General features: G+C 65.5%; 11 protein-coding genes. 3 read left to right on the top strand and 8 right to left on the bottom strand.

Annotated elements, in window-relative coordinates; all coding sequences use genetic code 11:
• Nucleotides 1-482: 482 nt before the first annotated feature.
• On the bottom strand, nt 483-1892 hold the full coding sequence (locus CH305_RS16130) for a plasmid pRiA4b ORF-3 family protein (RefSeq protein ID WP_094617063.1): 1410 nt from the start codon (nt 1890-1892) through the stop codon (nt 483-485).
• A gap of 103 nt (nt 1893-1995) precedes the next feature.
• Between CH305_RS16130 and CH305_RS16125 the strand changes: the two genes are divergently transcribed.
• Entirely contained in the window at nt 1996-2883 is an 888-nt protein-coding gene (locus tag CH305_RS16125; RefSeq protein WP_094704229.1) for a LysR family transcriptional regulator, read from the top strand.
• Nucleotides 2884-2933: 50 nt separating this feature from the next.
• Here CH305_RS16125 and CH305_RS16120 read toward each other — a convergent pair whose 3' ends face one another.
• The 7 genes from CH305_RS16120 to CH305_RS16090 all read right to left on the bottom strand — a co-directional run bounded on the left by CH305_RS16120 (nt 2934) and on the right by CH305_RS16090 (nt 13323).
• Nucleotides 2934-3632: an SDR family oxidoreductase gene (locus tag CH305_RS16120; RefSeq protein WP_094704228.1), complete on the bottom strand. Its 699-nt coding sequence runs from the start codon at nt 3630-3632 to the stop codon at nt 2934-2936.
• Between the two features lie 109 nt (nt 3633-3741).
• Nucleotides 3742-4290, bottom strand: coding sequence for an LpqN/LpqT family lipoprotein (locus CH305_RS16115; RefSeq protein WP_094704227.1), 549 nt, complete (start codon nt 4288-4290; stop codon nt 3742-3744).
• Between the two features lie 76 nt (nt 4291-4366).
• A complete protein-coding gene (locus CH305_RS16110; RefSeq protein WP_094704226.1) occupies nt 4367-5284 on the bottom strand; it encodes a hypothetical protein in 918 nt (305 codons plus the stop codon).
• A 4-nt stretch (nt 5285-5288) separates the two neighbouring features.
• Nucleotides 5289-6071, bottom strand: a complete 783-nt coding sequence (locus tag CH305_RS16105; RefSeq protein ID WP_094704225.1) for a hypothetical protein — start codon at nt 6069-6071, stop codon at nt 5289-5291.
• A gap of 63 nt (nt 6072-6134) precedes the next feature.
• Nucleotides 6135-6974 (bottom strand): HAD family hydrolase, encoded by an 840-nt coding sequence (locus tag CH305_RS16100; RefSeq protein ID WP_094704224.1) that lies wholly within the window; start codon nt 6972-6974, stop codon nt 6135-6137.
• A 28-nt stretch (nt 6975-7002) separates the two neighbouring features.
• Nucleotides 7003-8208, bottom strand: a complete 1206-nt coding sequence (locus CH305_RS16095; protein ID WP_094704223.1) for a metallophosphoesterase — start codon at nt 8206-8208, stop codon at nt 7003-7005.
• 9 nt (nt 8209-8217) lie between these two features.
• Nucleotides 8218-13323 carry an AAA domain-containing protein gene (locus CH305_RS16090; RefSeq protein WP_094704222.1) on the bottom strand — a complete coding sequence of 1702 codons (5106 nt, stop codon included), beginning with the start codon at nt 13321-13323 and terminating at the stop codon, nt 8218-8220.
• Nucleotides 13324-13616: 293 nt separating this feature from the next.
• Between CH305_RS16090 and CH305_RS16085 the strand changes: the two genes are divergently transcribed.
• Both CH305_RS16085 and CH305_RS16080 read left to right on the top strand, forming a co-directional pair.
• Nucleotides 13617-14306, top strand: coding sequence for a TetR/AcrR family transcriptional regulator (locus CH305_RS16085; RefSeq protein WP_037153406.1), 690 nt, complete (start codon nt 13617-13619; stop codon nt 14304-14306).
• A gap of 400 nt (nt 14307-14706) precedes the next feature.
• Nucleotides 14707-20184: a carboxyl transferase domain-containing protein gene (locus CH305_RS16080; protein WP_094704221.1), complete on the top strand. Its 5478-nt coding sequence runs from the start codon at nt 14707-14709 to the stop codon at nt 20182-20184.
• Nucleotides 20185-20267: the final 83 nt, after the last annotated feature.

Genomic DNA, 20267 nt, shown 5'->3' with positions numbered 1-20267 from the left:
AAACTCTCCGTAAAAGACTCTCGATCAACAGTCGAAACTGCAAATCAGTCATAAACATAAAGAGTCAAATCACTAGCAAATAAACTCAACTAGCATTTTTCAAACAACACCCGACAACAACCACCACAAGCGGATGGTTGATACATCGAATGCTTTCACCAAACAAAAATTCGGCACTGACATTCATCGACACACTGTTGAGTTCTCAAAGAACACGCACACACTCGAACCCCACGAACACACAGTCCGAAGGCCTCAAGGGCAACTGTTCCAGCCTATCCCAGCTTGGTCTCGGACACAAGGCCCGACTCTTGGGGGATAAAACCTGCCGAGCCACACGTCCAACCTCGTTCACCCTGTCCGTGAAGACCGGGTCGGTGTCCGTCGCTCTGACTCGACAAAAGTTACGCCACCAACCCCACCAACGCAAATCGGCAGGTCAGGAGTGTCCACAGCAAGATCGACCCCGTTGGACGCCTGAATCAGGTGAGCAAGGCGTCGCGCGCGAATCGCCGCGACCAGCTCGGCGAGTCCGATACACCCTGCCGGAAGTAGAACTGCGGACCGTGGGCACCGATGAGGTCGAGGAAGCTCACTGTGGCCTGCGCCGCGAACTGCGCGTCGAACACACCGGAATCCTCACTTGCCCAACCCAGCTCGGCCACGGTCTCGATCAGCATTTCGTTGCGATGGGTGGAGGAGGCAGATGCAGCGAGCGAGATCAGGAAGAGCGTCGCGGCGTCGGTCTCGTACGTCTCCTTACCCAACGGAAGTCGCGAGGCTGCATGTCGCCACAGCCCGACTGGGTCGCCGGCCAAGCTCGCCCCCAGCTTCGTGCGCATCAGTCGCCCCTTGGATACCCGCGTCAATCCGAGGTGTCGCACGGCTTCGCGAAGGTCGGTCACCTGATGGTGGTCGATCTCGCGGTTGCTCGTTCCTACCCATCCAAGACCCCAATCGAGCTCTTCGCGGATCGCCGCGATGAGTGCGGGCTTGAGATAGCCGGCATCTGTCAGGACAACTCCGTCGTCGCCGATCCGGCCCAGGAACCACACCAACTTGGCCATCGCGATCTCGGCCACCGGAAGATCCACCGAACTCTCGATGGTGAGTTCGCATCGGGGTAACAGCGCCATCAAGGACGGCACTTCCGTGGGACGCACGCGATCGAAGAGTCTGCCGATAGCGGGTGCCGTCGCCACCGCCTCGGCGAGAACCGAGCGTCCCGTGTCGAGCGCGTGCAACTTCTTGTTGACCGCACCGACGTCGAACCGGTAGGGGTTGAATGCCGGACCCCACCTCTCGAGCAGGCGGGGAAATTCGGGATCGGCTGGATCGGCAGCGATGTCGAGATCCTGCGCATAATGCGACGGCCCGCCGCAATCCTCGGGCGGGCACGCGCGAGCTCCATCGAGGCAGACCGATCGCAGGTCGTCGATGTCGGAATCGATCTGCTCCAGAACGATGGTGTGTGTCCATCCGTCACCGAAGTCGTACTCGTAGATCAGCACGGATCCGCGCACCGTGAGCACCTCGTCGAGCCGAACCCGCTCTTCGCTCACTGCCTCGTCGTCCGGTTCGTGATCGAGTGTCTCGGCCATCTCGAAGCGACGCATCGCACCGACGGTTCCGATGCTGAAGGCGTGCATGTGCCGGTCTTCCCAACCCAGCACGCATTGCAACACCGAGTGCAGTTCGGACAGCAGCAAGTCCGAGCGCACCCGCACCCGACGCCAAATCTCCGGTCGCGTGTGATCGATGGTCACTCCGAGCACCAGGCTGACCAGGCTTCGCCCCGTAACCTGGGTCGTACCGCCGTCCGATAGCTCCCCGGGATCGGGGAGATCCGGGACCACCGACAAGTGCCGGACGCGGCCGGTTCTGATCGACATGCGATCGACCTTAGCCGGATCGATGCGTCGGACACAGGCGTCGGACCCCGTGAGGTGATCCCGCCCGGGCTGCGAGCACACAGCCGTCACCTACCCTCGAACCGTGCCGACCTTGCGTGCCCTCGAATGCTTCGTCACCGTCGTCGAGTGCGGCTCGGTCACCGCGGCGTCGGTGCGCCTGCACCTTTCGCAACCCGCCCTGTCGCATCAGTTGGCCGCGTTGGAAACCGAGATCGGCACATCCCTTCTCGAGCGACTACCTCGCGGTGTTCGTCCCACCCCGACCGGGTTGGCAATACTCGCCGACGCCGAAGCCGCACTGGCAGCGGCCGATCGGGTGGTCGACACCGGACGAGCCGTGGCCGACGGTTCTCGCGGACGACTGCGGCTGGCCTGTGTGGAAACGATGACAGTCCCTGTGGTCGCTCCGATCGTGCGCACGTGGGCCCGTAAGTATCGCAACGTCGACGTGGAGCTTTCCGAACACAGCAGCGCCGACGCCATGGCCGACTCCGTGGCCACCGGCGCGTCCGACCTGGCCGTCGGCCCAGCGTCCGACCGATTCACCGGGCAGGTCACCGAGATCGGCACCGAGGACATCGTCGCGGTGATACCCGAAGGCCTCGACCTCACCGACGAGCCGAGCATCTCGTGGAACGACCTCCGCGGTAGACCGATGGTCCACTACCACCCGTCGAATGGACTCGGAGGGTGGATAGACGCCGAGGCCGCGGCGCACGATATTTTCCCGACGGTCAGCACGCGTACTCGAAGCGCCACTACCGCAGCGCAATTGGCCCGCGCAGGCTTGGGGATTGCGCTGGTGCCGACGTCTGCTCTCCCTGACCGATTCGACGGCGTCGTCAAGCCCCTACAACCGAACCTACGTCGCACCGTGGTCGCAATGGTCGGATCGCCGAGTGACGCCTTGGTTCAGCGATTCGTCGCCGACCTGCTCCGCCGCGGGATTCCAGCCGGCCCGCGGCGATGACATGCGTCAGCTCGTCCCCACCAGCAACAACAACCCGAGCGACACCCGCCTCAGACGAACCGTCCTCCGCCGTCGACGTGCACGGTGGTACCGGTGACGAATGTGTTGGTGAGCGCGAAGAGCACCGCGGCCACCACGTCGTCCGGCCGGCCGACCCGACCTGCAGGATTGGCTCGCGCTGTCTCGGCGAAGAACGAGTCCTTCCCTGCTCCCATCGAATCCCACGCGCCGGAATCGACGATGCCCGGCGACACCGCGTTGACCCGAATCGGAGCCAATTCGACCGCGAGCGCCTCCACGAGAAACACCACGGCCCCGTTGGTCGTCGCCATCACCGAGAGACCGGGTGCCGGCTTCCACGCGGCCACCCCGGAGAAGAACAGTAGCGAGCCGCCCTCCGCAATACTCGATGCGAAATGCTTGGCCAGCACAATGGGCCCGATCACTTTCGTGTCGAACGCCTTTCGGATGTCGGCGACGTCGAGGTCGGCGACCGAACCGTTCGCGTGATCGGCCGCGAGACTCACCACGTGATCGACCGATCCGACCTCCGCGGCCGCTGCAGCGATCGATTCCTCGTCGGTCAGATCGACGATCACCGAGGTTGCCCTTGGACCCATCGCCGCGGCCGCGTCGTTCAGCACATCCGGACGTCGACCGGCGAGGATCACCTCGCCTCCCCCGTCGACGATCTCGGCAGCAACGGCCCGCCCGATTCCCGACGCTCCACCTATCAGCAGTACTCGCATGACACATCACCCTTCGCTCGATTGGTACCTCACCAGCCAAGCGAAGAGTTCACCGTCGGACAATCGTAATTACCTACTGCTGCCATAAATTGAATCGATGGATCCGAGGCTACGATCCCCTGGTCGTCAAGCCGTCGTTGATCGCTGTGACGTCGAAGGCCAACGCGTCGAGCTGAGATGCCAACGTCGTCACCGTCAACTGCACCAGGTACTGGGTATCGACGCCCACCAACACGTACCGAGTCGTCACCGCTGCTTCGAGTTGTTGCGCGACATAGGAACCCCGAATGAATCGCGACGGCCAACCGAGCCACGACGCCGTACTCGCCTCGCGCTCCACCCAGCCGGGCATCGCCCGCCCGTCTCCGAAACCCAACGCCATCAACGCTTCCGGATCGATCGTGCGCGAGAGGGCACCGACGAGAAGCACAGCATTGGGAGCGAACCCGTTCTCCACGAGATTCGGTTCCACGATCACCTGGGTGGCACCGGGAAACTGCGCCGGATCGAGCGTCTGCCAGCCTGCAGGCACCGGCACGGTGATGCCCAGCTCTGCCGCCGCGGCACCGTCGAGCGGGGACACCCGTATCGCGTGCGCGTTCAAGTACTCGGCAATCGTGGTGGGTTCGGTCGGCTCCGGCGACTGGGCGTCGTTCACAGCATGGGCCTTTCGGTGGCGGACGAATCACTGGCACGCCAGAGGCTACCTGCGCCGATCCGGGCCTCGACAATCGCTAGAGGCAGTGCCCCGCGGGAAGCCGATCACTGCGCAACTCCAGCCAGTCACCGACCGCGTCGAGCATGGCGGTTCCGTCGGCGAACGAACCCGAATCCGGTTGCGCCGCAATCGCTACACCGACACGTCCAGCAACGGTGGTGACGATACCGACTTGTCGCACGACGTAGCCACCATCCACGCGCGGCCCCCAGCCGCCTTTGAACGCTGCGTCGGACAGCTGCCCCAGGCCCCATTGCTGCTCCGGCACAACATTGTTCATCATCTCGACCACGGGTCCCGCATCCGGAATGCACGACAAACCGGCCGCGAACGTCGCCTGGTCCTTCATAGACCATTCGGTCTGCCCGAACGCGCTGAATTCGGGACGGATCCGCTCCCTCCGAATCGTCGTGGCAGAGTCACCGCCTTGCCGCAGAACCGACTCGACCGCGGCACCCGCAGCAGCGGAATCACCCAGCGAACCCCACAGCGCGTCGGCCGCCGCGTTGTCGGAGCTTTCGATCGCCGCTGCGGCGTCGGCCAGAACCGCGTCACCGCCATTGCGTAAAGCGGCGACGGCCATCGGTACTTTGACCGTCGACCACGCGACACCGGAGGTCCACGTTCCGAGCACGGTGACCGGACCGCCACCGACCGGAACCAGAGCAAGGCCGATGGGGCCACCTGCCGCGGATTGGAGTACGCCGAACTCCTCAGCGAGATCGGCGACAGGCAACGGTTCGACCGGAACTGCGGTGCTCCACACTCCAGGGTCCGACGTCGGTCGGTCCGACCGGAGCATCGGCAGTGACGTCGACTCGGAGACCCCCGACGTATCCGTCGCAATGCCGTCGTCCGTGGCAATCGTGCAACCGGAGACCAGCAGTGCAAGCGAAAGAGCGACCGCGTAGAAGCTTCCGGTGCCGCGGTGCATCGACCTAGAAGAGGTAGACAACAGCGTTCTCGCCACCGGTGCACGTCACCAACTGCGCGGACGACACGCAGTTCATCTCGTACCGCTTGCCGGTGACAGGACTGCTGGCCACCACCGTTCTGGAATTACGATCCGAGCCGCCACGCGTGTAGGCCAACCGCACTTCCTCGGCGAACGGGCACGACGTTGCCGTCGACCCCACTGCCGAACCCCGAAGGCCGCCGGTCGACGCAACGGTGGCCGGGCAGGTCTGCGCACCCGCCGGCAGAGTCGTCACGCCCGATTCCTGTCCACCCGTCGACGAGGAGCCCGGCACCGCGCCCGAAGCGCTGCCGTCGCTCTCCACCGACGGCGGTGCGGCACTCGCCGACGCCACGGCTGGACTGGCGTCGTCGCGCAGCGTCAACCAGGCGAACACTCCACCGAGAATCAGTGCTACCGCCACCAGAACGGCAACGACGATCCAGAGACCGCCGTTCCCATTGCGCGGCGACTGCGGCGGACCACCCGCGAACACCGGCGGGAAGGGAACTGCACCGGGCCCTCCCGACTGCGCTGCGACATTGGGCTGCACTGCGGCACGCGGCTGCGCTGCGACATTGGGCTGCACTGCGGCACGCGGCGGGCGAAGGGGACGACCGGACGGAGACGGGGAATCGGAAGCCCCGGAGTCGGCAGTGTCCGGTGAATAACCCGGCGGTGGAATCACTCGATCGGACGGATTCGGCTGCGCGCCGTACTGCCCGTAGGCGCGCTGCGAGGGGTCCCCCGAACCTGGATAGCTCATGGTGTCCTTCTGCCGATGATGGGGCCAGCCTTTCACACAGGGTCGAAACGAGCAGACCGGACGTTACAGTTCGGCGCGGAGTGCGGTGAGTTCTTCCAGGTAGCGTGCGACCGCGTCGTCGTCGTTGCATCCGAGGACTCGATCTGCGACGGCAAGCACCGGTGCCGCGGCATTCGACGGACACAACGCCGTGCCCGCCCAGGCGAGCATCGGTAAATCGTTGCGCGCATCTCCTACTGCTGCAACCGAATCCGCCGATACACCCCACTGCTCACACAACTCGTGCAGCGCGCTTGCCTTCGAAACTCCCGCAGCGGACATCTCGATGTACGGCGCACCCGAGTGCGTCAACTCCACCCCGGCCAGGCCGGCCGCAGCGACGAGCTCGTACAGGGCCTCACTGCTCGTATCCCTGTGCCGGGCAACGATTTTGACCGTCGGCTCGACCTCGACCGACAAGCCGTGATCGGAGAGTTCCATCTCGTGGGGTTGCCGATGATGGTCGGCGAACACGCACAGTTCCGCATACCCGGCCTCTGCCACGAATCGAGTGGCACCGACGGTCGCGAAGGCCACGCCGGGTACGAGAGACCGCACGACCGACTTGACCGACGCGACCGTCTCGGCCGGTACCGATCTGGTACCGACGATGTTCGGGGTACCGTCGGCCAGATCGAGAACCACCGCCCCATTGGCCCCGATAGCCGTCCCCCGGAAGCCACAGGACGCAGCGAGTTCGTCGATGGAGTGACGCGCCCGTGCGCTCGCCCACACCACCCTGATTCCGGCGGCGTCGGCACCGGCCATCGCGTCGGCCGTGCGCGCCGAAATCGTTCGGTCCGAACGCAACAGCGTGCCGTCGAGATCGGTTGCGACCACAACGACGTCTTCGGCTCTGTTCACGTGACCGATACTGCCAGGTGTCGCTGCCTCAGCCGGCGACCAACGTCAGAACGGAAATCTCACTCGGTGCGAACACCCGGAACGGCGGACCCCAGAAGCCCGATCCGCGGCTGGTGTAGAGCTGAGTTCGGTCGCCATGACTGCTCAGTCCGTGTACGACCGGCTGGTCGAGGCGGACCAATGCCGAGAACGGCCAGATCTGGCCGCCGTGCGTGTGACCGGACACCTGCAGATCGACACCCGCCAGGACGGCGTCGCCGATCTGTTTGGGCTGATGGGCCAGCAACAACACAGGCGTCGAGGGATCGGTACCTGCGAGAGCTCGAGGAAGATCGGCACCGTGGCCTGGCGCACCGGAACCCTTCGCCGTGGCGTCGTCGACGCCGGCGATGATCAGGGCATCGTCACCGCGATGGAGCACCACGTGCCGATTGTGCAGAGAGTTCCACCCGATGCTCTCCATGTGATCGAGCCACTCCTGCGCCTCGCCGAAGTACTCGTGATTGCCGGTGACGTACACGCGCGCCGATGTTGCGAGCATGGATTCGAGCGGTGCCGCTTGCTGTCGACGCCGACCGACCGAACCGTCGGCGATGTCTCCCACATGGGCCAACACATCGGGTTCGAGTGCATTGACCGCATCGGTCAATCGGTGCGACCACGTTGTCCGATCGAGCGGACCGAAATGCGTGTCGGTCACCAGAACTACTCGCAGACCGTCGAATCGAGGGCCGAGCCGGTCGATCCGCACGGTCGTGTGCCGCACCCGCGGTGTGCGCATCGCCTCGTAGTGACCCCACAGGGCAAGGACCACCACAATTCCCACGGTCGAAACCGACACGATCCGCGATCGCACCGGGTCGTCGACTCCGGCGAACCACAGGCCGAGCCGCAGCAGCAACGACAGCGCCGACCACACGAATGCGATCCAGACCAGACCGAGCAGCACATCTCCGACGCGCGCCCAGGCATCTTTGCTTCGCCCCTCGGGACCGGGCCGGTGACCCTGGTACATCGACGTGGGCAGCGCGAGGAACGCGGCGGCCGCAACCGAGGTCCCGACGACCTGCACAGCCGATCCCCACTGTGCGCCCGCGAACACAACCGTCCACGTCGGCAGCGCGAAAAGTACCGCGCAGACCGAGAACACGACGGTGGGCACCACTATCCGGCGGCGACGCGAACGAGAGGGTGAGGCCGGCCGGTCGGGTTGCTGAGTCCGGCGATCTGTCATCGGCGGGCGCTACGGTCGACGCCGCGTGGTGTAGCCGCGGAGTCCGTTGAGCGGGAGTTCGTGCTCGGCGATCTTCTGGTCCTCCGATTCTTCGAGACCGACGCTCGTCTCGACGTCGGTCTTCTCGGGCTCCACCGGACTTTCGTCCGCCCCGTTCGACTCGGCAGTGCCGGACTCGGTAGTGCCGGACTCGGGCCGCACGACGCTCGGCGTGGTCTCGTCTCGAGCCGCAGTCTCCTCCCCTGCCCGTGCAGGTGATGTCGCTCCGTTGTCGGCCGTATGTTCGGCCTCTGCGGGTGCCTGCTTCTCGAGCTTGGGCTGCGTGGATCCGTTGGTCATCGGCGATCGACTCGACGTCGAAGACCCGTTCGGGTGTGCAGAGCCACGGGACGCGGCGGACCCGCCGGATCCGTTGGTCGCGTGGGCACCGTTGGTTCCCGACCCGTTGGTCGTTCCGGTTCCGTCGACGCTTCGAGAGCCGTTGGTCGGCGTCGGAGCCGATGTTTCTCGATCTCCGGAAGTGGCCTCGGTCGGAATGTCGATGTGCGGCATGCTCCACAGTGACAACACCGATCGATGGTGCACCGAAGAGTCGTCGGTGGACGAGGTATCGAAGGCACCGGAATCGTCGAACTGCGAGGCCTCGAGCGGCACCGGCGTCCACGCTTCGTCGGAAGACGTAACGCCCTCCACCACAACGCTGTTGGGCTTGATTCCCAGCTGCGCCAACGTTGCCCAGAGACTTTCCAACGCCGCATCGCGGTCGAGGTAGTACTCCGATTCACGTACCCGCCAGAACGTCCAGCCGCAGCGCTTGAGTTCCTGCTCACGCTGCAGATCGGCCAACCGCTGCGCCGAGGTGGACAGGAAGGTGTCGCCGTCGCACTCCACCGCCAGCCGCGAGGATTCCCCGGTGACCACGAGGCCCAGACGCCGATTGTTCACCATCACACCGGGATTGACGTGAAATCCACGTTCGACGAGGTCGCTCCACAGCTGCTGCTCGAGAAGCGTCTCGAAGGGGGCCGTCCGGACCTCCCGTGAGACGTTCACCGGCATCGGGTCGGCCGGTGCGGGCGAAACGGAGGTGACATAGCTCAGCAACGAGTTGCGCAGGTCCGCTCGCTTGAGGCGGTCGACCGTCACCGAGTGGAAGAGCCACAACTGATCCTGTGCCCGCGAGGCCGCCACGTTGAACCGCCGCTTGTACTGGTTGGCGGTGAGGGTGGCGAAATTTTGGTCGGGTGCCACCACCATCGAGAGAAACACGACGTTACGTTCGTCGCCCTGGAAGTCCGGCGGTGTGCCGACGCGCAGCCGCCGCTGCTCCCACTGTTCGATGCCGATGCGCTTGATCAACTCGTTGCGAATCTCGTCGACCTGCGACTGTCCTTGCAGCACAACGACGCCGAAGGTCAAGTTGTCGTACGAGGGATCCTCGAGGCAGTCGGCGATCTGTTGAGCGATCGCAACGGCCTCGGTGCGGTTGACGAGCGACGCATTCTTTCCGGTCACCGTTGCACCGCGAACGTACGTGTGCCGCAACGGCGGTAACCGATCCGCCCCGAACTGCCGCACGGGAACGAGCGGTGAGTCTCCGTAGAACTGCTGGCTCGACCAATTGATGATCTCGGGCATCGACCGGAAGTGCTCGCGTAACCGCACCACCTGGCCGAACCTGGTGCGCAGCATGGAGAACAGACTCGACCTCGGCGTCAGAGTCGCCCGTACGTGCTCGGGCAGATCGGGCAGGTAGACATCCAACCGATCGAACACGTCCTCGAGGGTGCCGGTCTGCATGACGTCGGCGGGTGCGCACTGCCGGTCGTCACCCACCACGATCACGCGAGGCGCGAGATACAGCAGGAAGAGGCTGGTGATGTCGGCCTGGCTGGCCTCGTCGACGATGACGACGTCGAAGCTACCCGGTACCGGCGGAATCGACGCGAGCACCTGCGAGAGCGGCATGACCCAGGCAGGCACCGCGCTCTGCGCCTCGCGCATCGCCGATCGTGCTGCACTGCGGTAGGTTTCGGCGTACTTGCCGGCCCCGGATCCGATGCTGGAGATGTGCTCGCGGTAGGTCTGCAACGCACGGACCTCGACGGCTGTCATGCGCTCGAGACTGTTGCGCCACGCACTCGCGGCAGCGAGACGGGTAGTGAGATAAGCGATATCGGTATCGGCAGCGGCCAATTCCGCTTCGAGTTCCTGTTCGAGACCGCCATGGTGCTGCTCGCCGACCCACTCGCGAGCACGACGCCACGCCCAGGCCTTCGACATCTGCCAACTGAGCTCGTCCCATTCGAGATCAGCGGCGGTGTCCTCGACCAGATCGAACAGGGCGGGTGCCACCGCGGACAACGACGCCGACATCGATTCGAGCAGGAGTTGATCTTCTTGCTCGGCACATGCCTGCGAATACGAGGCAACGGCGGCGGCCAATTCCACCGGATCGGCGGTGCTCAACGCACTCACCAGGGTCGAGCCCTCGGGCGACGGCCCGGCATCGATGCGAGTGGCGACCGAGAACTGCAGGGCCTCGAGTTCGGCACGCGCGGCGTCGATGTCCGCTCGCTGGGCGATGGCGTCGGCAGCTCCGGCGACCTCGTGAGCCTCGGCCAGGCTTCGAATCCACGGTGCCGCAGGGGAAATGGCGTAGAGACGGTGCACCAGGGCGTCACGTGCGGACACCACCTGAGCCACCAGGCCGAGCCGATCGGCGATCCGCGCCACGTCGTTCACACGAATCGAACGCGTTCCGTCGAGCGGAACGACGATCGCAAGGTCGGCCAGCAGCACCGCTGCGCTCTGCACGGAGTCCAGCGCGCGGAGGTGTTCGGCCACCAGGCGCGCGGCCATCGCCGTCGTCGCGGGCTGTCCGTCGACCGTGGCCACGATGTCGAGAGCCTCGACGGCTTTCTGTTCCTCGCTGCGACGGAACCGCGGCTTCCATTCGACACCCGACTCCAGTGCTCCGGCCAGCGCATCCATCGCCGCCAGCGCCGCCGACGAACTCGACGAACACTGCACGTCGTGCGCACCGACGTAGCGATCCGACGCAGCTGCCGTCTCCACCATCAGGTCCAGTCCGCTGACCCGGGACCACAGGTGCGCGGCTTCGCCGGACAGCACCGAATCGGTCAGGCGTGAATAGGAATCGTCGAGTTCGACCACCGCTCGAACTCGGGCGGCAAGTTCTTCGCACAGTTGCCTGATCTCGGCGGACACCGCCGGCTGCACGCCGTCGAGCAGCGTGATGAGGGACTGGGCCTGGGGCGAGACAGTGTCGATCTGCGCGCCTGCACGCTGGCAGAGCGCCGCGAGTTCGGCCGAATTCGGCAGCATCGTCTCCGGGCGGGGCAGCACCTGGCGGGAGCGCAGTGCACGATTCTCGTCCGAGGTCGCGATCAACGTGCGCAAGCGATCGACCTGGGCACCGTCGAGTGGTGGCCGATCGGCCAGCAGCGGGCCCGGCAGCCACTCGTGTGAGCTCTCGGCCGCTTTGACCTTGCGCACGATCGACGACACCGTGCCGTCGTATCCGTCCGAAACATACTCGTGCACAACGGTTTCGGACTCACGGAGCGCGCTGACGCGGTCCAGCAGCTCGGCTCGCCGAGCGAGAGCCGCCGCACGCTGCGTCGTCAGTGCCTCGATCTTCTGCACCTCGCTGGCCTCGTCGAACGAGGTCTTGCGTTCGGCTATCTTCGCGACGCTGCGGTTGAGCTCGTCCGAACCACCACGAGAGAGGTCGGTGATGGACACGCAGAGCTCCTGCAGCTCCGGCGGCAGTTTGTCACGCAGCACCCGCAAAGCTTGTGACTTTTCACTAGTGACCAGAACCCGCTGACCGCGCGCCAGCAGACCTGACATCAGGTTCGCGATGGTGTGGGTCTTGCCCGTACCGGGTGGCCCCTCGACCACGACACCGCTGTCGCGTCCGAGACGTTCGATGATCTGCGACTGCTCCGCGTTCGCCGGCAACGGAAACAGAGGATCCTCGGCCAGTACCGCCGACTCACCTGCTCCGGTGCGCTCGAGCCACGCCAACCGATCGGCCGGTTCGATGGCGTCGACGAGCTGCGCGAGACCCAGCGGTACCGGGGAGTCGGCGAACTCGAGATCGGCGATCATCTGCTCGTAGTACTCGACCAACGCAAACGAGTTGCGGGTACGGAGCACGAGGGCAGGCGAGATGGTCAGTGTTCGGTCGTCGTCGATGTAGGCGAGAGCTCCGGGCGGTCCGACCCGATCGAGTACCTCGATCTCGTGCCGCGGAACTCGCGCAGCCCAGTTTCGGAGGAATTGCTCCATTCCGGCTCCGACGGGCGAGGTGACCGAGTCGTGAAGTTGCTGCGCCAGGTCAACCGATCCGGAAGTATCGAATTCGTTCGAGCCCGTCAGCAGCTGCCCGTCCTCGAGCCGCGGGGTTGTGTTCGCCGCGAGACGTACCAGCAGGTCCCCGGTACGAACGTCCCGCTCGATGTTGGCCGGCTGCGTGACCAGGTGGGTGCGCACACTGCGCTGCGGATCGACGTTGCTCGACGTCAGCAACCCCGACGCCACCACCAGTTCGATCGACTCGGGCCGAGACGCGAGCTCTTGCATCATCAACTGCAGGGCCTGGTAGATCGCGGCCTGTGGACGCCGCTCCCGGTCCTCTTGCGCCCACTCCTTCCACGACTGCGAGTACTCCTCGAAAGCCTTCTTGATCTCGTACGCCTTGCGGATGTCGAAGTCGGCATCGGATTCCTGCGCCTCGGCACGACGGCGGGACGTCACCGACGCCGCGTCGGCCAGCTCCAGCTCGCGGTAGCGGCTGTCGGCGACGATCTGAGGATCGAGCCACCCCGACAGCAGTTCGGGAGGTGCGGGCGGCTCGTCGACCGCGATGCGCGGCGCACGGAGCACCACGCCACCCTGCTTGGCCAGCGGATCGAGCTGCATGGGCACGTCACCGGAATGCACCCACTCGACCTGGACGTGATCGTCGAATCGCAGCACAGGGTTCGATCTCGCCTCGACGATCTCGCGAAGGAAGCGCAGCAGGCGTTGCACCCTGCTCTTGAGCTCGTCGTCGTGTTCACGACCGGTAGCCGCTGCAGCCGTCACAGTTTCCCCACAAATACTCGAATGGTCGTCCCATTTCAGGGACAGTGCTTGCGCACCCCGGCCACACTAGCCGCTCGAAAGCAGTTGTTCACCGCGTGCTGAGCACACAGAATGCGTTCTAGTGCCCGGTCACAAAGACCGAGATTCGGTGGCCGTCTGCACCACAGCGGAACACCCCGATCCACTCCCCCGGTGCCCGCTCGAATCCGCACGATCACGCGAGTTCCGCAGCGGGGTGAGATTCGCAGGTTCATCCGCACGGAACCGTGCGCACAATGACGTATAAAGACTGAATGCCTGCTGCGCCGGAGTCCGATGGCGACCTTCCGAATCGGGAGCTGCCGATCACCCCACGCGGGCTACGAACTCGATCCTCGCTCGTCGCGGCCGCACGACGCGTCTTCGAGGAGAGCGGATACCTCGACTCCCGACTGATCGACATCACCCGCGCTGCTCGGTGCTCCGCCGGAACCTTCTACACGTACTTCACCAGCAAAGAAGAAATCCTGGCCGCGGTGCTCGAACAGGCCAGGGACGACATGCTGCACCCCGGAACGGAACGGGTGGATCCCCACGAAAACCCGGTAGCCGTGATCGCAGCGAGCAATCGCGCCTACTTCGAGGCGTACCAGCGCAACGCGAAGCTGATGGCCCTGCTCGAGCAGGTCTCGAACATCGATCCCGAATTTCGCCGGCTACGTCGCGAGCGCGCCGACGCCTTCGTCAGACGCAATGCTCGCAGCATCGAGAGCCTGCAGAACCGAGGCCTGGCCGACACCGAACTCGATCCCCTTCTCGCTTCCCGAGCCCTCTCTTCGATGATCAGTCGTCTGGCGTTCAATCACTTCGTCGTCGACGCCGCCGGCGGTCGGGCCGCGGCGGACTACGAGGGCCTGCTCGAGACCGCGACGAGGCTGTGGGTCAACGCGCTGCGGCTGCCGTTCACCGACGACGGAGACGCCGAGCGAGGGCTGGATGCGTGACGTATCGGCTTACTCGACGGGACTCGGCCGAGTTGTACCCACCGGTAATGTACTCGCCGGTAGGAACGTAGGTGTCCGAACAGCGAATTAGCTTTTACGCCAACGCTACTCGCGGGTACGAGAGTGTTACTGCCCGGTAGCACCGTCCGGAAGGAATCGAAATAGGTTGTCACAGAGGATAATTCCGATCTTGGTGATCAATCACACTCACGCCGAACGTCGTTGGCGATGCACGGGGGCGCATTGCAGTTAGAATAGGTCGGTCGGAGTGCTGCATGAGCGTAGGAGTGGAGCCTGCGGAACGACCCGATGGCACATAAACGGACATGCTCAGCACCAATCCACGTTCCATCGAGAGTGCACCGACGAAGTGCGCCCATACCGAGCGAAGAGAGATACGTTGTTCAAGCGGATTGCAGTAGTCAACCGAGGCGAGGCAGCAGTACGGCTGATCCGAGCCGTCCGAGAGCTCAACGCCGAACACGATTACGGCATCCGCACCGTAGCGCTGCACACCGAGGCGGAGAAGCGGGCCATGTTCGTCCGCCAGGCCGACGAGGCCGTCACGCTGCGTAAGCCTGCAAGCGGCTCGGCGTACCTGGACTACAGCGTCCTCGAGGCGGCGCTGGTGGAGTCCGGTGCCGACGCAGTCTGGGTCGGGTGGGGCTTCGTCGCCGAGGACCCGACGTTCGCGGACCTCGTCGCCCGACTGAACATCACCTTCATCGGCCCGTCCGCCGACGCGATGCGTCTGCTCGGCGACAAGGTCGAGGCCAAGATCCTCGCCGAAAAGGTCGGCGTCCCGGTCGCACCGTGGTCCGGTGGACCGGTCGAGACCCGCGCGGACGCACGTCGTCACGCAGCGGCGATCGGCTACCCGCTGATCATCAAGGCCCGCTCGGGCGGCGGCGGGCGCGGTATCCGCAAGGTCTTCCACGAGGACGAACTCGAACTCTCCCTCGAGCGCACCCAGGGCGAGGCCGAGCGCTCGTTCGGCGACCCGGTCGTGTTCCTGGAGCGTCTGGTCACCGATGCCCGCCACGTCGAGGTACAGGTCATCGCCGACAGCCACGGCAACGTGTGGGCTCCGGGTGTGCGCGACTGCTCGATCCAGCGTCGCAATCAGAAGGTCATCGAGGAGTCCAGCTCGCCGCTGCTGACCCAGGAACAGGCCGATCAGCTGCGCACGGCCTCCGCCGAACTCGTCAAGGCCGCCGGCTACCAGGGCGCAGGCACCGTCGAGTACCTGTACCAGCCCGAGCAGAAGATCTTCACGTTCCTCGAGGTCAACACCCGACTTCAGGTCGAGCACCCCATCACCGAGTACACCACCGGCATCGACCTGGTGAAGCTGCAGATCCTCGTCGCCGACGGTCAAGCACTGCCCGGCGAGTGCCCCACCGAGTTCGGTCACGCCGTCGAGGCCCGCCTCAACGCCGAGGACGCCGACAACGGCTTCGCGCCGGCTCCCGGCACAGTCGAGCTGCTCAAGTTCCCGCTCGGCACCGGCATCCGCGTCGACACCGGTATCGCCCAGGGCGACGTGATCCCGCCCGACTACGACTCGATGGTCGCCAAGGTGATCGCCTGGGGCCGCGACCGCAGCGAAGCTCTCGCACGGTTGCGGAACGCACTACGCGAGACCACCGTCGTCATCGACGGCGGCACCACCACCAAGTCCTTCCTGCTGAGCCTGCTCGACCGCGAGGAAGTCATCTCCGCCTCGGCCGACACCGGCTGGCTCGATCGCACCGAGGCCGGCTCGCAGGTGGGCCCGACGGCCGTCGCGGACATCGCCATCATCGCCGCGGCCATCGATGCCTACGACGCCGAGGAAGGCCGCGAGCGCACCGCGTTCCTCAACTCCGCTCGCGGTGGTCGTCCGCGCGCCACCCATGCCATCGGCCGCACCGTCGAACTGAACTACCAGGGCCAGGCCTACAAGATCGAAGTAGGCCAAACCGGCACGCACCGCTACAGCATCGACGGAGATGCCATCGGGGAGTTGCAGGTCGACGTCGAACGCCTCGGCGCCTACGAGAGCCGTTTGGTCATCGGCGACCGTCGCTACCAGGTCGTCACCGTCGCCGGAGCCGCCCACTTCCTCGTCGAGGTCGACGGCATCAGCCACCAGATCTCCCAGGACGAGGCCGGGTTGGTCCGCGCGCCTGCCCCCGCCGTCGTCGTGGCCGTCCCGGTCGCCGTAGGAGACGAGGTCGAAGCGGGACAGACCCTCGTCGTCCTCGAATCGATGAAGATGGAAACTGCCGTCCGGTCCCCGTACGCGGGCACCGTGCGTGAGGTACTGGCCTCGGTCAACGGCCAGGTCGACGCCGGAGCAGCCCTGCTGCGCGTCGATCAGGCCGGTGAGCAGAAGGTGTCCGAGCAGGCACCGCGCGTGCAGTTCCGCGGCATCGACGACGCCGCGCAGCGCTCGCCGCAGCGCCGCGCCCTGGACCGCCTCGACGAGCTCGCAGCCCTCATCACCGGTTTCGACGTCAGCGGAGCTCGCGCTCGAAACCTGTTGTCCACCTACGAGACTCTGCGTGCCGACGTGCCGCGGAACGACTCGGAGCTGGTGAGTGCCGAACTGTCGTTGCTCAACACATTCGCCGATATCTGCGAAATCTCGCGCAACCGACCGACGATGGACGAAGAGAGCAACGACGAGCGCGTCCACTCCCCGCGCGAGCACTTCCACTCGTTCATGCAGTCGCTCGACGCAGACGTGCAGGGACTGCCGGAATCGTTCCGGGGCAAGCTCGCTCGCGCCCTGGCGCACTACGACGCCGCCATCGACGAAGGCCGCACACCCGAGCTCGAAGAAGCCGTCTACCGCGTCTTCCTCGCCCTGCAGCGTATGGAGAACCAGGTTCCGGTCATCGCTGCCCTGCTCGGCCACTGGCTCAGCGATTGCTCGGAACAACCCGACGCCACTCCGGCCATGGCCGAGGTACTCGAACGACTCATCGGTGCCACCCAGGCCCGCTACCCCGTCATCGGCGATGTCGCCCGCAACCTGCGCTTCCGACTGTTCGACGAGCCGCAGATCCGCACCGCACGAGAGAAGATCTACGACGGAGTCCGCGGCAGTCTGCAGTACCTCGCCGAGAACCCCGACGCCGCCGACTACTCGGCGCGCGTCGCCGCTCTCGTCGCTACCCCGGAGCCGTTGATCGAGCTGCTGGCACAACGGATCACCGATCCCGGAGCCCTGCTCGAGGTGATCACCCGCCAGTACTACGAGATCCGCACCCTCGAAGACGTCAAGGCCTTCGACCGCGACGGCAAGCACTTCGTCACCGGTAACTTCGAGCTCTCCGGCGAGCGACTGCACCTCGTCTCCACCGCTACCGACTTCGATTCTCTCGCAGCCACTCTCGACGCGGTCGAGGACATCGCCGGTCCGTCACCGGAGCACCTGGCCGTGGACCTCTACCTGTCCTGGCCGGACGCGCCGACGGACGGCGACGCCCTCTCGGAACAACTCCAGGCTGCACTGGCCGCGCACCCGAGCACCGGCCGCTGGCGTCGCGTCACCGTGACCGCCTTCGGGTCCGCGACCCGAAAGATGACCTACCGCCGCACCACGGTCGAGGGATCCGAGCCCCTCGCCGAGGACACGATCATCCGGGACATGCACCCGCTGACCGGTCAGCGACTGGACCTGTGGCGACTGAAGAACTTCGACGGCGTTCGCCTGCCTGCCAGCGCCGGAACGTACCTGTTCCACCTGACGTCGAAGGCCAACCCCTCCGACGAGCGACTGGTTGCCCTGGCCGAGATCCGCGGTGTCACAACACAGTTGGACGACGCCGGCAACATCGTCGCCGTACCCGAGATCGAGCGCACCGTCGCAGCCTGCCTCGACGGAATCCGCCGGGCCCAGGCCGGACGCGGCAAGAAGCGACTCGACGCCAACCGCGTCGTGCTCTACGTCTGGCCGGTACTGAACGTGCCCGCCGACCGCATCGCCACCATCGCCCGGCACATCGCGCCGCTGACGATCGGTGCAGGCCTCGAGGAGATCACCCTCATCGCACGTCTGGCCGAAACACCCGGCGCAACACCGCGCGAGGTCGCGTTGCGTCTGTCGTACCGCTCCGGTGCAGGCATCGTCGCCAAGGTGACCCCGCCGCCGACCGAGCCGATGCGCCCACTCGACGAGTACACCCAGAAGGTGCAACGCTCCCAGGCCCGCGGCACCGTGTACCCGTACGAGCTCATTCCGTTGCTGAGCAGCAACGGTGGCACGTTCACCGAGTACGACTTCGACGCCGACGGCGTACTCGCACCGGTCGATCGTCCCTACGGCCGCAACACCGCTGGCGTCATCGTCGGTCTCGCGACCACACCGACCGCCAAGTACCCCGAGGGCATCACTCGCGTCGCGCTGTTCGGCGACCCGACCAAGGCACTCGGCACGGTCGCCGAGGCCGAGTGCTCGCGGATCGTCGCGGCCATCGACCTCGCCGAGCAACTCGGTGCGCCCGTCGAGTGGTTCGCATTGTCCTCCGGTGCAACGATTTCCATGGAATCGGGCACCGAGAACATGGACTGGGTCTCGCGCGGCCTGCGTCGCATCATCACCTTCACTCAGGCCGGCGGTGAGATCAACATCGTCGTCGCAGGCATCAACGTCGGCGCGCAGCCCTACTGGAACGCCGAAGCCACGATGCTCACCCACACCAAGGGCATCCTGGTGATGACCCCCGACAGTGCGATGGTGCTCACCGGAAAGCAGTCCCTGGACTACTCCGGTGGCGTCTCGGCCGAGGACAACTTCGGTATCGGTGGCTACGACCGCGTCATGGGCCCCAACGGCCAGGCGCAGTACTGGGCACCGAACCTGCGGGCCGCGTGCGACATCCTGTTCGCGCACTACGACCACGCGTATGCCGCACCGGGAGAACGCTTCCCACGCCGCGCAGCCACCGCAGACCCGACCGAGCGCGACGTGCGTACCTACCCGCACGTGCACCCGTCGAGCGACTTCACCACCGTCGGCGACATCTTCTCCTCGGTCACCAACCCGGACCGCAAGAAGCCGTTCGACATTCGCACCGTGATGCGCGCCGTGGTGGACCAGGACCACTCGGTGCTCGAGCGCTGGGCCGACATGGCCGACGCCGACACCTCCGTGGTGTTCGATGCCCACCTCGCCGGAATCCCGGTGTCCGTCATCGGCATCGAGTCACGGGCCATCCCCCGCAAGGGCTGGTTCCCCTCCGACGGCCCCGATCAGTGGACCTCGGGCACCTTGTTCCCGAACTCGTCGAAGAAGACCGCTCGCGCCATCAACGCCGCCAGCGGAAGCCGGCCGATCGTGGTGCTGGCCAACCTCTCCGGCTTCGACGGATCACCGGAATCGCTGCGCAACATCCAGCTCGAATACGGTGCCGAGATCGGCCGTGCCATCGTCAACTTCGACGGACCGGTCGTGTTCTGTGTGGTCTCGCGTTACCACGGCGGCGCGTTCGTGGTGTTCTCCGGAGCGCTCAACGACAACATGGAAGTCCTCGCCGTCGAGGGATCCTTCGCCTCCGTACTCGGTGGTGCCCCGGCAGCAGCAGTGGTGTTCACCCGCGACGTCAACGCCCGCACCGCAGCCGACTCCGAGGTCAAGGAACTCGAAGCACGACTGAACGCAGCCGAGGACGACGCCACCCGCTCGGCACTGCGCGTCGAGCTCGGCACTGTGCGAGCGAACGCCCGCAACGCCAAACTGGGTGAAGTGGCAGCCGAATTCGAGGCCATCCACAACATCCAGCGCGCGCAGAACGTCGGATCGGTGCACCACATCGTCCCCGCCGCCGAACTGCGCCCGCAGCTGGTCGCCGCCATCGAACGCGGAATGGCGCGGTCGTTGGCCAAGTAGGGCCTGGCTGGACGCAAACGCGCGCGCGTTTGCTGGAGGCTCACGGAATGGTTACCCGTTCCGCGAGCGTCTGGCGAATGCGC

The sequence above is a fragment of the Rhodococcus sp. 15-649-2-2 genome (genome assembly GCF_002258645.1).
GTDB lineage: Bacteria > Actinomycetota > Actinomycetes > Mycobacteriales > Mycobacteriaceae > Rhodococcoides.
The sequence above is the reverse complement of the archived record's forward strand: the minus strand, read 5'-3'. Positions and strand labels throughout refer to the sequence as shown.

Coding starts and splice junctions, on each gene's coding strand:
- CH305_RS16105 (WP_094704225.1), bottom strand. CDS start 6,071: ATGAGCTATCCAGGTTCGGGGGACCCCTCGCAGCGCGCCTACGGGCAG.
- CH305_RS16110 (WP_094704226.1), bottom strand. CDS start 5,284: ATGCACCGCGGCACCGGAAGCTTCTACGCGGTCGCTCTTTCGCTTGCA.
- CH305_RS16120 (WP_094704228.1), bottom strand. CDS start 3,632: ATGCGAGTACTGCTGATAGGTGGAGCGTCGGGAATCGGGCGGGCCGTT.
- CH305_RS16130 (WP_094617063.1), bottom strand. CDS start 1,892: ATGTCGATCAGAACCGGCCGCGTCCGGCACTTGTCGGTGGTCCCGGAT.
- CH305_RS16085 (WP_037153406.1), top strand. CDS start 13,617: ATGCCTGCTGCGCCGGAGTCCGATGGCGACCTTCCGAATCGGGAGCTG.
- CH305_RS16095 (WP_094704223.1), bottom strand. CDS start 8,208: ATGACAGATCGCCGGACTCAGCAACCCGACCGGCCGGCCTCACCCTCT.